The organism is Oscillospiraceae bacterium (genome assembly GCA_022483045.1).
Lineage (GTDB): Bacteria > Bacillota > Clostridia > Oscillospirales > Acutalibacteraceae > Caproicibacterium.
Map to the genome: position 1 here is coordinate 122,548 of JAKVOA010000002.1, position 12,821 is coordinate 135,368.

General features: G+C 53.9%; 11 protein-coding genes. 1 reads left to right on the forward strand and 10 read right to left on the reverse strand.

Features of this window, described 5'->3' with window-relative positions; all coding sequences use genetic code 11:
• Positions 1–6: 6 nt before the first annotated feature.
• The 10 genes from rpiB to LKE53_09395 all read right to left on the reverse strand — a co-directional run bounded on the left by rpiB (position 7) and on the right by LKE53_09395 (position 11,317).
• On the reverse strand, positions 7–456 hold the full coding sequence (rpiB, locus tag LKE53_09350; protein ID MCH3972946.1) for a ribose 5-phosphate isomerase B: 450 nt from the start codon (positions 454–456) through the stop codon (positions 7–9).
• 39 nt (positions 457–495) lie between these two features.
• The gene (locus tag LKE53_09355; GenBank protein ID MCH3972947.1) at positions 496–1,716 is read right to left on the reverse strand and encodes an MFS transporter; all 1,221 of its coding nucleotides are present in this window, start codon (positions 1,714–1,716) and stop codon (positions 496–498) included.
• A gap of 28 nt (positions 1,717–1,744) precedes the next feature.
• Positions 1,745–2,371 (reverse strand): SIS domain-containing protein, encoded by a 627-nt coding sequence (locus LKE53_09360; protein ID MCH3972948.1) that lies wholly within the window; start codon positions 2,369–2,371, stop codon positions 1,745–1,747.
• 21 nt (positions 2,372–2,392) lie between these two features.
• Entirely contained in the window at positions 2,393–3,364 is a 972-nt protein-coding gene (locus tag LKE53_09365) for an ABC transporter permease (protein ID MCH3972949.1), read from the reverse strand.
• Positions 3,365–3,387: 23 nt separating this feature from the next.
• On the reverse strand, positions 3,388–4,905 hold the full coding sequence (locus tag LKE53_09370) for a sugar ABC transporter ATP-binding protein (protein ID MCH3972950.1): 1,518 nt from the start codon (positions 4,903–4,905) through the stop codon (positions 3,388–3,390).
• Between the two features lie 126 nt (positions 4,906–5,031).
• Complete coding sequence (locus tag LKE53_09375; GenBank protein ID MCH3972951.1) at positions 5,032–6,138, reverse strand: substrate-binding domain-containing protein; 1,107 nt, start codon at positions 6,136–6,138, stop codon at positions 5,032–5,034.
• 36 nt (positions 6,139–6,174) lie between these two features.
• Entirely contained in the window at positions 6,175–7,350 is a 1,176-nt protein-coding gene (locus tag LKE53_09380; protein MCH3972952.1) for a Gfo/Idh/MocA family oxidoreductase, read from the reverse strand.
• Positions 7,351–7,407: 57 nt separating this feature from the next.
• Positions 7,408–8,346: a carbohydrate kinase family protein gene (locus LKE53_09385; protein ID MCH3972953.1), complete on the reverse strand. Its 939-nt coding sequence runs from the start codon at positions 8,344–8,346 to the stop codon at positions 7,408–7,410.
• Positions 8,347–9,364: 1,018 nt separating this feature from the next.
• The gene (locus LKE53_09390) at positions 9,365–10,393 is read right to left on the reverse strand and encodes a LacI family transcriptional regulator (protein ID MCH3972954.1); all 1,029 of its coding nucleotides are present in this window, start codon (positions 10,391–10,393) and stop codon (positions 9,365–9,367) included.
• A gap of 3 nt (positions 10,394–10,396) precedes the next feature.
• A complete protein-coding gene (locus LKE53_09395; GenBank protein ID MCH3972955.1) occupies positions 10,397–11,317 on the reverse strand; it encodes a carbohydrate kinase family protein in 921 nt (306 codons plus the stop codon).
• 323 nt (positions 11,318–11,640) lie between these two features.
• On the opposite strand from LKE53_09395, the gene LKE53_09400 reads away from it, so the two are divergent.
• Entirely contained in the window at positions 11,641–12,717 is a 1,077-nt protein-coding gene (locus LKE53_09400) for an inositol-3-phosphate synthase (protein MCH3972956.1), read from the forward strand.
• The last annotated feature ends 104 nt before the right edge of the window (positions 12,718–12,821 follow it).

Genomic DNA, 12,821 nt, shown 5'->3' on the forward strand with positions numbered 1-12,821 from the left:
GGCGAGTCAGTCCCCGCCCTGCCGTTTTTCAATGGCGGTCAGTTTATCCAGCCGGCGCTGATGGCGCCCGCCCTCGTACGCGGTGTGCAGAAAAAGGTCTGTCATCATAATCGCCAGCCCCGGGCCGACTACGCGCCCGCCCATGCACAGGATATTGGCGTTGTTGTGTTGCCGCGTCAGCTTTGCGCTGAAGCAGTCAGAGCAGCAGGCTGCCCGCACGCCGTTTACTTTATTGGCCGCCATAGAGATGCCGACCCCCGTGCCGCACAGCAGAATCCCCTTTTCGTATTGGCCGCCGGCAACCGCATTTGCCACCGGCTCTGCAATATCCGGATAATCCACTGACTCTGGCGTATAGCACCCAAAGTCTTTGTACGCAATTTTCTGCTCTGTCAGCCACTTCATTAGTTCCTGTTTTAAGGCCCAGCCGCCGTGGTCACTGCCGATTGCTATCATTGCCGTACCTCCTGTCTACTACAAATCAAATTGTCTTTCCTATAGCTGTTCTAGCTGTTCCCCAGCGGGCGGCCCGCTCTCTGTGTGCCGCACGGTCTGCCAGCACTGTGTGCGAAACACCGCCGCCGCGGCCAGCGAAAGCACCGCCGGTATCAGCATTCCCGCCGCCACGCTGCAGCGCGCTATCAAAAAGCCGATGAGCAGCGGCGCCGCCATAAAGCCCGCGTAGTGCGCGATAAGCACCATAGAGCTGCCCAGCGAGGTCTTTTCCATGCTCCAGTGGCAGGCAATGTCGAGCGTCATGGGCAGAATGGTGCCCTCGGCAAAGCCGGAAACCCCCGTCATGGCCAGCATAACAAGACCGCTGCCAGAAAGTACGCCGGCCAAAACCGCCGCCCCCGCAATCAGGTGCCCCGCGAAAATGACCTGCCGCGGCAGCAGCCCCAGCCGCGGTACCACGAGCCGCGCGGCCGCCACGGTCACCCAAAAGACCGAAAGCGCCACTGCCCCGTACGCCGGGCTTTTCAGGTACTCTGAAAGATAGCGCGTAATCCAAGTGGTAATGCCGATTTGATGGGCGCCGTACAAAAAGGAACAAATCAAAAGCCCGCGCTTGCCCTTTTCCGAAACAAAGGCCCGTATATCCCCGCCGCGGATTTTTTTCTCGGCGGCCGGGCGGGCGCCGGCCCTGCCCGCACCCGAAAGCGCGTGCTCACCCCGCAGGTAGAGCACCGCCGCCACAAGCGACAGGCACCCCACTGCCAAAAGCCTTTGCTGCCAGGCGAGGCCCGCCTTTGCCAGCAGGCTGAGCAGGACCGGCCCCGCCAAGCCCCCAATTCCGTAAATGCCGTGCAATAGATTTACATAAAATGCGGATTTTTCCGGGTACAGGTCTACCATAATGGAAGAACCCAGAGAATCCATAAAGCCAAACAAAATGCCGTACACGCCGTAGCCCGCCAGCAAAAGCGCAAACAGGGGCCTGGTGCCAAAAAGGAAAAAGATAATCGGAATGCCCACGGCGGTCAAGACCAGCACGCGGCTTTTTTCCATGCGGCCCGCCAGCACGCCCGCCAAAAACAGCGCCGCCAGGCTGCCCGCACTTTGAAAGGAACTCATCAGTCCCTGCTGGTACGAGTACAGGTGGTAGTAGGCGATGTATTCACTGAGCAAGACCCCCTGCGTAGTGGCACACACGGCCCCGACAAACATCACGCTGAAAATGCCCAGTAAAAAGGCTCTGCCGTTTTTTCGCTTCATTTTATCCCCCAGTAGTACAAGGAATCCCTTACTTTACGCGGGCCTTGTATTCTTTGAGCAGCTGCTGCCCCAAAGCACCACCCGGGTGAGAGAGCGCAAAGTCCTCTTTTTTAAAGCCTTTCATCTCGCACACAATGGTTGCCAGCGCGTCGCCCACGGCCAGGGCCGAGGTCGAGCTTGTGGTCGGCGCCAGGCCCATGTGGTCAATTTCGCTGCCGGCGTCCACCTTAAGGGCGATGTCGGTGCCCTGTGCCAGGGGGGAGTCTTTGCTTTTGGTAATCGAGATCGTGGTCGGCCCAATGATTTTTAAAGACGGCAGCATATTTAAAATTTCCTTTGACTTGCCGCTGTTGGAAATCATGATCACCACGTCGTCTTTTGTAATCATGCCCATGTCGCCGTGCAGGGACTCACAGCTATGTACGAAAAACGCCGGTACGCCAAGGCTTGCAAAGGTGGCGGCTATTTTTTCGCCGATGTGCCCGGTCTTGCCAAGGCCCGTCACGATAAGCCGGCCCTTGCAGTTTAAAATTGCGTGAACAGCCTGTGCATAAGATTCGTCTACCTGCTGCGACACCTTTTCCAGGGCGTCGGCCTCGGCAGTAATCTTCTTTTTGGCCTGTTCCATCAATTCTTGATCTGAGTAGTTTTTCATGTCTGCCCCTCCTGCAGGTTTTTATTTGTTGACCATGTTGGGCTTTCTTTCTGTCGAAACCGCAACCGCAAAGATAACAACCAGGCCCTTGATTAAGAGCTGTACTTCTGAGGGCATGCCCCACAGCACCAGGCCGTTTGCCAAAATGCCAATGGTCAGGGCGCCTACCAAAGAGCCGCGCACGCCGCCAATACCGCCGCGCTGCGAGGTGCCGCCCAAAACAACCGCTGTGATAACATTCAGCTCATAGCTCTGCCCAACAGAGGGGGAGCCAGAGCCAATGCGCGCCGCCATCACCAAGCCGCCCAGTGCCGTAAACACACCGGCAAACAGAAACACCATGACTTTCAGCCGGTTTACGTTAATGCCGCTCAGGCGGGCCACGGTCTCGTCGCCGCCGACCAGGCGGGTGTATCTGCCAAACAGGGTGTATCTTTCAATAATATAAACAATGACAAACGCCGCCGCCGCGATAATCAGCATCCACGGGCGCTGCCCGAAAATCTGCTTAAAGGGGCTGTTAAAGTTAATCATGGTAATGGAGCCGCCGCTTATCATGGTGACCACTGCGCGGGCAATCGAGAGCATGCCCAGGGTGACTATAAAGGTCGGCACCATCAGCCGGGTGTGAATCAGGCCCATAAACAGGTAGCACACAAGCGAAACACCCAGTGCCGCCAAAATGGCAAACAGCAGGTTGCCTGTGGAAAGGTACACCTTTGCTGCCACCACGCCGCACAGGCTTATCATAGAGCCTACCGACAAGTCAATGCTGCCCAGCAGGATAATAAACGTGCCGCCCAGGGCGCAGATGAGCAGGTCGGTAGAAGAGCCCAGCACGCTGAGCATATTGCTGCCTGTCAAAAACTTGCCGTCGGTCGTAAATACAAACAGCACAAATAAAATAACCAGCGCTGCAAAAGAAACATTCTTTTTAATGAAGCTGACAAAGTCTTTTTGCTTTGTCTGTGTTATGGCTTGGGTTTTTCCCATATCTCAACATCCTTCCCAACAAACTAAACCATTTTGGTTGCCACAAGTTCTTCTGTAAAGGCGTTCCGTTTAAATTCACCAGAGACCATGCCCTTTTTAAAGCAGTAGACCCGGTCGCTCATACCCAAAAGCTCGGGCAGCTCGTCGGAAATGAGCAAAATTCCCTTGCCCTCGTTTTTCAGGTCCTCTAAAATCTTGTAAATCTCGTATTTGGCGCCCACGTCTACGCCGCGGGTCGGGGAGTTGACAATCAAAAACTCTGATTGGTTGACAACCCACTTGGAAATAGCCACTTTCTGCCGGTTGCCGCCGCTCAGGTCTGACACCGGGGTGCTCTCGGACGGGGTCTTAATCAAAAACTTCTGTATCGATTCTTTTGCGATGCCGCGCTCTTTTTTGTGGTCGATGATTCCATTTTTACTTACATTTTTCAGGTTTGCCGCCGAAATATTCATGACTAAATCATAAATCAGGAAAAGGCCCTCTTTGTCGCGGTCTTTGGGGATATAGCCAAAGCCCAGTTTCATGGCCTCCAGCGGGGACTTTACCTTTACCGGCCTACCTTTATAGATCACCTCGCCGCCGGTGGGCAGCTCGTAGCCAAACAGCGCCTTGCCAAAAGCATCAGAGCCGCAGCCGCCCAGGCCCGCAATGCCCACAATTTCGCCCGCGTGCACCTGGATATTGATATCAGAAAAGTCGCCCTCGCGGGTCAGGCTTTTGGTTTCAAGCATCACGTCGGCAATCGAGCTGCTGTCGTCGCTTCTGTACACGGCATCAGAAACATCGCGGCCCACCATGCTGCGGATAATCATGTCGGCGGTCACGTCGCTTACGTTCATGTTAGAAATCAGCTTGCCGTCACGCAGCACGCTGACTCGGTCACACAGGTCGTGCACCTCATCTATAAAGTGAGAAATATAGATAATGGCCATGCCCTTGTCGCGCTGCTCGCGCAAAAGCTTGTACAGGTTGTCTACCGAACTTTTTGAAATCGCCGCGCTGGTTTCATCGACCAGCAGCACCTTTGGGTTTTGTGAAAGGGCGCGGGCAATCTCTACCTGCTTGGTTTTTTCAAAGCCTAGGTCAGAGAGCACTTCTGTTGGTTTTATGTCGTCGTACTGAAAGCGGTGCAAAATCTCGGCGGCGGCGGCGTTCTGCCGTTTCCAGTCGATCAGGCCCGCCTTGTTTTTAAATTGCTTGTCGCAGCCCATAAAGATGTTTTCTGCGACTGTCAGGTTAAACGCGAAATTCGGCTGCTGCATGATAATGGAAATGCCCGCGTTTTCGGCGTCGTCTACATTTTTGGGGTCATAGGGTTTGCCAAAAAGCTCCATGCTGCCGCCGGTACTGTCGTAAATGCCCATGAGTATCTGAAACAGCGTAGACTTGCCGGCGCCGTTTTCCCCCACCAGGCCGTGTATCTCGCCTGCGTGGATTTCTACAACATCGTCATCGGCCCAATCCAGCGCCTTGGTGCCGGGAAAATACTTTTTCATGCCTTTCATTGTCAGCACGACCTTGCCCTTCGCATTCTCCAAGCTTATTCCTCCCATCATTGCGTAATAAAATGGAAAGTTCACCCCCGACAGCCTGATGACATGCCCAGGCCATCGGGAAATGAACTTTTTTTAATGGTCAAAGATCAGCCATCCTCGTTTGGTTTTTTAGTCAAGGGAAAGTTTAAAGGTATAGGTTGACTTCGGGTTCTTTGTCTTTGTAATATTCGTCCAGTCGATTGCCTGCTTGCCGTCGCCGTACTTGTTGCTAAACTTTGCGACGTTGGTCTGGTCTACGCACAGCAGGTCGAGCTGAATTTTCTTTTGGCCGGTGTACGAAATACCGCTTGCCACGTCATAGGCAATGACTGCGCCAAAGGCCGCCTGCAGGTAGTGCCCGCCGGTAGAGAACCATAGCTCTTTTGAGGTCATCGACTTCACAGCGGGGCTCAAAAGGTCCATGCCGCCCACTTTTACGCTGGAAATCTTCTTTTCTTCTTTCAGTACGTTAACAGAGGCCAGCGCAAGGGAGTCGTTGTAGCACCACACGCCGTCAAGGTCCGGGTGGGCCTGGTACAGGTTGCGGAAAGCTTTGTCGCCGTCGTCCCAGTTTTCGCCTGCATACATGTACTGCAGCAGCTTTACTTCGGGGTGCTCTTTCAGGGCCTTGTCCAAGCCGGCCTTGCGGCCTTCTGCAACAGAGGTGCCCTGGTAGCCGCCAATGCCAACCAGCTTTTTGCAGCCGCCCTTAATCAGGGAAGTCGCCATGTCGTAGCCTGCCTGCTGGTCGTTTGGTCCGATAAAGCAAACATAGTCGGTGCCGGCCTTCAGGTCGTCGCCGGGCCAGCGGTCAATGATGACCACCGGGATATTTTTGGCTTTGCAGCTGGCGGTAATGCCTGCGCAGACAGAGGCGTCCTGCGGGCCGAGCACCAGTGCATTGATACCGGAAGAAATCATGTTGTCAACGTCTGTTACCTGCTGTGCCTGGTCGTTGTTGCAGTCTTTTGCGTCTACCTTAAAGCCAATGGCAGTGGCTGCCTGGTTGACATAGGTCAGCGCATTTTTCCAGAATTCATTATTTGCAGTCGGGTACGAGAAACCCACTGTAATGCTGCCGCTCTTTGTGGTCGAGGCTGCTGTGCTGGCGGTGCTGTCTGTCGAGGCCGCCGCGCTGCCCGCCGCGCTGGAGCTGGAGCTGGTGCCGCAGGCTGCACATGCAAGAAGCATGCTGCAAGACAAAACGGCTGCTAAAATCCTTTTCAACGTTTTCATTTTTTCCTCCTTCAGAATCTATTATTCTGAAATACTTTAATGAATTTCGGGTGGGTTGTAGCCAGGTACAATGTAGTTTTCGGTCAGTGGCAGGTCTACCCAAGAGTTGGTCTTCATAGACAGGTAGGCACCTACCAGTACGTCGGTGACCAGTGCGCTCGCTTCTGGGGTAAGGGAGGGCGGCGTGTCGGTTTCGACGCAGTGCAGGAAGTGCTCTAGCATAGATTTGTAGGCCCAGCCGCGCTTCGGGTAAATGGGGACCCAGCGTTTTTGTACATAGCCGTTTGGCTGCATAATGTCCTCAGACCAGAAAAGCTGCGGGTAGCGGTACTGCCGCACGATGTCGGGCAGTTCGTCCTGTTTAAAGTCTTTGTCGGTGTACACGGCAAGCGGCGCGCTCTGGTAGGGGTTGGTAGCCTCGCTGCCGGTAAAGATCGTGCCCTGTGTGCCGTACACTTCAGAGATATTGGAAACAACCGGAGAGTACCGGTCGCCGCTGATAACGCCGGTGGCGCCGTTTTCAAATTCAATGGTAATCCAGAAAGAGTCGTCCAGCGTGGTGTACTCGGCGGGGGTGCCCAGGCGCTTGATAATGCCCATTACGCGCTTTGGTTTGCTGCCCATCAGGAACATCAGCAGATCGGCCCGGTGTGCGCCCAGGTCAAACAGCGCGCCGGCGCCGGCCTCATCTGGATGTGCACGAAATCTGGTAAAGGCCAGTTTTTCGTGGTACAGGTTCCAGCCCTCGTGCAGAGAGGAGCGGCCCATCATTGGTGCACCGATAAAGCCCTCGTCAATCAGCTGGCGGGCAATGCGGTTTTGTTCCCAAAAGCGCTGGTTTGTGCCGGCCATCAAAAAGACCTTTTCCTGTTTTGCCACTTCGACCATTTTCCACGCTTCGTCATGTGTGCAGGCGAAAGGCTTCTCTACAATCACGTGTTTTTTCGCACGCATGGCGTCAATTGCCTGCTGTGCATGCAGGCGGTTTGGCGTTGCCACAATCACGACTTCCACGGCAGGGTCTGCCAGCAGCATCCGGTAATCCGTGTAGGTCTTTTCCGGGCACCACTTTTTGCTCATCTTGTCCAGGAACTCCTGGTTGGTGTCGCACAGGGCCTCAAGCTTTGCGTTGGGCAGTGCGGCAATGGAGGGACAATGGCCGATGTCTGCAATCGAGCCCGCCCCGATAATTCCGATCCCGATCTGTCTCATGTTCTTTTGTTCTCTCCTTTATTGTGGATTATATGAATTAAAAGATAAAGAAATGGCTTAACTGTTTTCGGCGATGCGCCGCTGTACCTGCTCTTTGGTGGGCATGCGGCCAAAGGTGCACCCGCCTGTTTTCTGTATGACCAGCGAAGCGGTGGCGTTGCCGTTGACTGCCGCCTTGGTCATGTCCTCTTCCTTTACGTAAGAAGCCATGAAGCCCGCCCCAAAAGAGTCGCCCGCACCGGTAAAGTCCAGGGAGCCGTCTGGAATTTCGCTGACCGCCGCAAAAGGCCCGATATGCCGAATCGGCTGGCCTTTTTCTTTGTACAGCACCCCTTTCGAGCCAAGGGTCACGACCACGTTGGGGGCGCCCTGTTCTGTCAAGTACAGCGCGGCCTCCTCAGCCGTCCTGCCCGGAATAATGGACTCCAGGTCTTCCGCGCTTGCCTTGATGATGGTGCTGTTCCGGCACAGTGCCGCAATCACTGCCCGGCCGTACACTTCCTCTATGCTGTGCCGCACGTCACTGGTGGCGCCGCCGTATCCGCCAAGGTCAATAAACACGGTTTTGCCCATTTGATGCAGATGCTCTGCCACGTCGAGTTCGACTTCATAGTTCATCGGGCAGATTTTAAAGTACTGCTGCCGCAGATAATCTTCGCACAAATCGGAAAAGCGGATGTTTGGTGCCGACTTCTGGTACTCCACGTATTTTGTTCCGTCGCTGCGGTAGATCAGGTGGTTTGTTGTAGAGTAGGCGTAGGGCATAACGTTGCGCCGGTCGAGCACCTGGGTCTCTTTGTAGACATCGTCCATATCGCCGCCATAGTAGGTGACAATGCCCACCTTTCTGCCCTGCGCCGCCATGACTAAGCTGGAGTAAGCGGCCGGGCTGCCGAGCACCGGGCCGATGACCCGGTTTGGAAACTGGATTGTCTCCTTGATAATGGTGCCGATTACGACAATATCCAGTTGATTCTCCATTGTTTCAGCTCCCATTTTATAGCCTCCTTCAAAAGGGACCGGCTGAAATATTCAGTGAAGTAATTGTTACAGTTAACGTTAAAGAAGACTCTCTAAAAAAAGATAACCTGCTAATGCCGCCAAGTTCTCTCAATGTTGGTAGATACAGGTTATTGTTACAGTTAACGTTAAAGTCTTGCCGTATAGGCGCTCTTTGTTTCTGCCACTATTTTATACTCGCGGGGGCGAATTTGTCAATTAGCACTTATCGCTAAAGATTTCTTTCCTGCGTTATTTAATATATCTAAAAACGTGGAATTTACGATGATTTTTCTGTGCTTGTTTTCTCTCTGCTTCCCACACAGGGCAAGTTTTTTGCAAGAACAAAGCAAAAAAGTATCCTTTGCTGGGGCCATTCCACCGGAATGTTCCCGACCTGCGTTAGGGGCAGACTCCCCGTTTTGGCTTGCAGCCCAAACCTGCGGTTTTTCTTTGCCTTTACCCCCTCGCGCGTTGGACGGCGTCAGGCCGCTGCCGCCCGCAGGGCGAGTAAGCGGGCTGAGGGCGGCTTTCAGCGTGAAAAGCCTGCGGTGTTTCTTTGGAGCCGGCCAAACAGGTCAAGGGCGGCAGCCCTTGCCAGTCTTTGCCTTCTTTCTGCTGGGCAGAAAGAAGGTGCCCGTGTGGGGCGCATAACCCCACGACCTTTTTCCATTACCAAAAAGTTTTATGATCCTTTTCGTAAAAGGCGCCTGCTGCGGCTGTATGAAGATTCCTTTATGAAAGACACGCTTCCCACACAGGGCAAGTTTTTTGCAAGAACAAAGCAAAAAAGTATCCTTTGCTGGGGCCATTCCACCGGAATGTTCCCGACCTGCGTTAGGGACAGACTCCCCGTTTTGGCTTGCAGCCCAAACCTGCTTTACAGAAAAAGGTCTTGGGGCGCCTCCCCAAACCCCGCCCGCTTTCTGAGAAAGCGGCGGAAAGCAGGGTAAGACAGCCAAATCCGTGGTTTTTCTTTGCTTTCTTTCTTTTTCCCCAAAAAGAAAGAAAGGCTTTAGGATGTTTCGCGGATAATGAGAGAAGGTTTCACAAACTCGCGCGCACAGGTATAGTGCGGCTCCACGCCGCCGCGCTCCGCTTTCTCCTTTTCGGTAATCATGCCGTACAGAAGCTCTGCACTGCGCGCACCAAGGCGCAGTTTTGGCACACCGATGGTAGTAAGCCGCGGCTTGACAAAGGACAGAATTTCAATATCGTCGTTGCCGATTAAGGCCACATCATAGGGCAGGCTGTAGCCGCGCTCCTGTATGGCGCAGATGGCCCCGATAGCGATGTAGTCACTGTAGCACATTACCGAAAACGGCGGCTTGTTCTCCTCCAAAATCTGCTTCATGGCCTCGTAGCCGTCCGCCTGATTCACGCAGCCTGAAACCACGCACGCCGGGTCATAGCGCACGCCGTTGTCCTGCAGGGCCTGCTGATATCCCGCCAGGCGCAGCCTCGCCGAAGAGGTCTTTTCCAGAAAATTCAGAAAATAAATCTTTTCATTCCCGTAACCGCACAGGTACTCTGCCGACAGGTACGCCGCCTTGTAGTCATCAATCACCACATAGGTGTCCTGGTCTTTTTCTATATAGCGTTTTACAAGAACATACGGAATATCGTACTGACGCAGCAGGTCACAGCCGCTGCGGTCGCCCGAAACCGGCGTCAGCAGCACGCCGGCGACGTTTAGCCCGCGCAGTTCATTAATCAGCATTTTCTCGCGCTCGGCGTCCTCGTGGCTGTTCATCAGCACGCAGCGGTAACCCACCGCGGCAAAGGTTTCCTCTATGCCGCGGATCATGCGCGCATTAAAGGGGTTGGCGTTGTCCCCCAACACAATGCCGATAAGCTTTGTCTTGCGCTGCCGAAAGCTTTTTGCCACCTGGTTTGGCACATAGCCAATGCCATTCGCATAGTCTAAAATCTGCTTTTTGCGCTGCGGAGAAATGTCCGGGTGGTTATTCAGCGCTTTTGAGACGGTCGTAATACTGACATGCAGTCCCTCTGCAATATCCTTTAGTCTGGCTGCCCGTTTCACGGTTTACTCCCCCTCCATTCTCTGCCTAAGCATGCCGCCCGTGGGCATGCGCTGCTCGGCGCAGCCGCCCTCTTTTTCCATAATCAGCGACGCCAGGCAGTTGCCGCAAAAAGCCGCGTTTGCAATATCCTCTGGGTGTGCGCGCAGGGCGGTAATCACCCCGGCGGCAAAGGCATCGCCCGCGCCGGTGCTGTTCATCTTTACCGCGTTGTCTATCTCATACCGGGGCGAAACCCGCATGGCGCCGCCCGCCTCGCGGTAAACCGCGCCCGCGGGGCCCATGGTCACCACGGCAAAGCGCGGCCCGCGCGAAACAAAATATTCGGTACACTCCTCCATACTCATGCCCGGCATAATGTACTTGAGGTCATCTTTACTGGCCTTAATAATCGTTGCGCAGGCGCACAGGGCATCCATCAGCCGTGCGCCGCGGCGGGTCCGCACGGAAAAATGATTGTACGAAGTAGTGCCCCCAAAGCCGCCCAAGTCCACCATGACCTGCTTTCCGGCGGCGTACAGCTGCTCGCAGATGTGCAGGCTCACCTCGTAATCCATAGGGCATATAAAGAAAAAAGAAGCTTCCCGGTACCCCTGCGGCAGAATATCCGGATAGATGACCGGTGCCTTTTTAAAGTACTCGACCCGGTTGCTGCCGTCTTGCGCATAAATCAGGTGGTTTTCCGTGGTGCGCATATAGCCGGTAAAGCCGGTGGTATCTACGCGCCGCAGCTCGCCCTCTATCTGTTTTGCCCACTCTTCCCCGCAGTAAGTCACCATGCCCACGCGCTCGCCCAGGCGGGCCAAGGCAAGGCTGGTGTAGGCACAGGGGCTGCCCAGCACAGGGCCGACAATCCCATCGGGGTACAGAATGGTTTCTTTTACAATATTGCCTATCACAGCAATGTCCACTTTTGTATCTCTCAAAAAAAGGCCCCCTATACTTTACTGCTTTCTATGCAAACGATAAAGTTATTGTTATCTGCCCAACTATAAATTATTGTAACGCATTTTTCTCAGAGAATCCAGTATTAGGCTGCCTGTTTTTCCAGCTTGTCACTTTTCGCCAAAAAAGCGGCGCAATCCTTGTGCATAAATTCCTATTGACTTTTTATTTGCGGTAAGATACAATGTCTGTGGAAGTAAAGTTAACGTTACAGTTAACGATTCGTTTCACGTTTACTCTTTGTTTTGTTTCATTCGTCCATCATTCTTTGCAGCATTTCACATACTCTCAAGGAGGAAAAAACATGGGAAACAAAAAAATCCGCCTGGCACTGATTGGTGTCGGCAACTGTGCCTGCTCTCTGGTGCAGGGCATTCAGTTCTACAAGACACAGGAAATTGCCGATGAGGTCGGCGGCCTGATGCACTACAACCTGGGCGGCTACGTGCCCTCTGACATTGAGGTCGTTGTCGGCTTTGATGTAGACTCGAAAAAGGTTGGCAAGGATGTCAGCCAAGCCATTTTGGAAAAGCCAAACTGCGCCTACAAAATCTGTGACGTGCCAAACCTTGGCGCGCCCGTGCTGCGCGGCCCGGTGCTTGACGGCGCCCCCGCACATCTGCGCCACTACTATGGCAAAGACTACTTTACAGTAGACGACAGCCAGCAGCCAGTCGACGTGGTAAAAGCCCTGAAAGATTACCAGGTAGACGTTATTTTAATCAACCTGCCCACCGGCTCTCATGATGCGGTTCGCTTCTATGTAGATGCCGCCTGCAAAGCGGGCTGCGGCGTGGTCAACGGTATTCCTGAGCTGATTGCCAGCACACCCGAAAATGCACAGAAGTGCAAAGACGCGGGTATCCCGATCCTGGGCGACGACTGGAAAAGCCAGCTGGGCGCAACCATTGTGCACCGTGCACTTGCCAAGCTGTTTGAAGACCGCGGCGTCAAGATTGTAAAGTCCTATCAGCTGAACTACGCCGGCAACACCGACTTTATCAACCTGGTTATGCGCGGCGAGACCAAGCATGTCACAAAGCACGACGCAATCGAGAGCATTCTGAAAAAAGAAGTGCCGATTGCCCCCGGCTTTGCCTTTGTTGACAACCAAAACGACCAAAAAACCGCTATCATCAGCATTGAGGGCCGCAAATTCGGCGGTGCCCCGGTTCGCCTGAACCTCAAGCTCGACGTTGAAGACAGCCCAGACGCCGGCGGTATCAGCATTGACGCAATCCGCTGCTGCAAGATTGCCAAAGAGCGCGGTATGTCCGGCTCTATCGACGCCCCCAGCTCTTACTTCTTCAAGCATCCGCCGAAGCAGTTCCCCGACGATGTCTGTGAGCAGATGGTCGAGGACTTCATCGCCGGCAAATAATCTTTACATTGCTTACATGTCTTCCTTTTTTCATTTTCATCTATTATAGAAGTTCATATCTTCACTGAAAAGTGCTGCAGCATTGCCGGGAACAATACTGCAGC